Source organism: Streptomyces sp. GESEQ-35, assembly GCF_017948485.1.
Classification (GTDB): Bacteria; Actinomycetota; Actinomycetes; order Streptomycetales; family Streptomycetaceae; genus Streptomyces.
The window spans coordinates 1-1,104 of the sequence record NZ_JAFFSX010000084.1 but is presented as its reverse complement, the minus strand read 5'-3'; the positions used below and the strand labels follow the sequence as shown (position 1 = coordinate 1,104).

Sequence of the window (1,104 nt, the reverse complement as noted above, 5' to 3'; positions counted from 1 at the left end):
GGTGCGGACGTCGTGAGGGGGCGTTGTCAGTGATGGCAGGCAGGATGACCAGCATGACGACACCAGCTTCAGTGATCGTGGATGCCGCCGCCTACGCGCAGGCGGTCGAGGACGCGGTGAAAGCGTCGGCCGCCTACTACCAGGGCGGTACCTCGGTGCTGGACGACGACGCCTACGACCGGCTGGTGCGCGGCATCGCCGCATGGGAGGCCGACCATCCCGACCAGGTGCTGCCCGACTCGCCGATCGGGAAGGTCGCCGGCGGCACGGTGGAGGGCGATGTCCCGCACTCGGTGGCGATGCTGAGCCTGGACAACGTGTTCTCTCCGGAGGAGTTCACCGCCTGGACCGCCTCGCTGGCCCGCCGGATCGGTCACGACGTGGCGCAGTTCAGTGTCGAGCCGAAGCTGGACGGGCTCGCGATCGCCGCCCGCTACACCCACGGCCGACTGAGACGGCTGATCACCCGCGGCGACGGGACGGCCGGGGAGGACGTCTCCCATGCGATCGGCACCATCGAGGGCCTGCCGGACGAACTCGCCGAGCCGGTCACCGTCGAAGTCCGGGGCGAAGTCCTGATGACCACCGCCCAGTTCGAGCACGGCAACGAGGTACGCACGGCGCACGGCGGACAGCCGTTCGCCAACCCGCGAGGCGCCTCGGCAGGCACCCTGCGCGCCAAGGAGCGCGCCTACACCGTGCCGATGACGTTCTTCGGCTACGGACTGCTCCCCCTCGCCGACACCGGGACGGAGCTCTCCGCTCGGCTGTCCGGGCTCGCGCACAGTGACCTCATGGCGCAGGCCGGCGAGCTCGGGGTCAACACCACCGCCACGACCGCGGTGCCCGGCACCACCGCAGACACGGTCGAGCAGGTGCTGGCCCGGGTGCAGGAGATCGCCGCCCTGCGAGCGGAGTTGCCGTTCGGGATCGACGGGATCGTCATCAAGGCCGACCTGGCCGCCGACCAACAGGCGGCCGGATCAGGGACGCGCGCCCCGCGCTGGGCGATCGCTTACAAGCTGCCCGCCGTCGAGAAGATCACCCGGCTGCTGGAGGTGGAGTGGAACGTCGGGCGTACCGGCATCATCGCCCCGCGCGCCG

1 pseudogene is annotated in these 1,104 nt (G+C 70.8%); it reads left to right on the top strand.

Annotated elements, in window-relative coordinates:
- Window positions 1-53: 53 nt before the first annotated feature.
- A pseudogene (locus tag KCH87_RS48435) lies at window positions 54-1,104 on the top strand (NAD-dependent DNA ligase LigA); the annotation flags it as partial.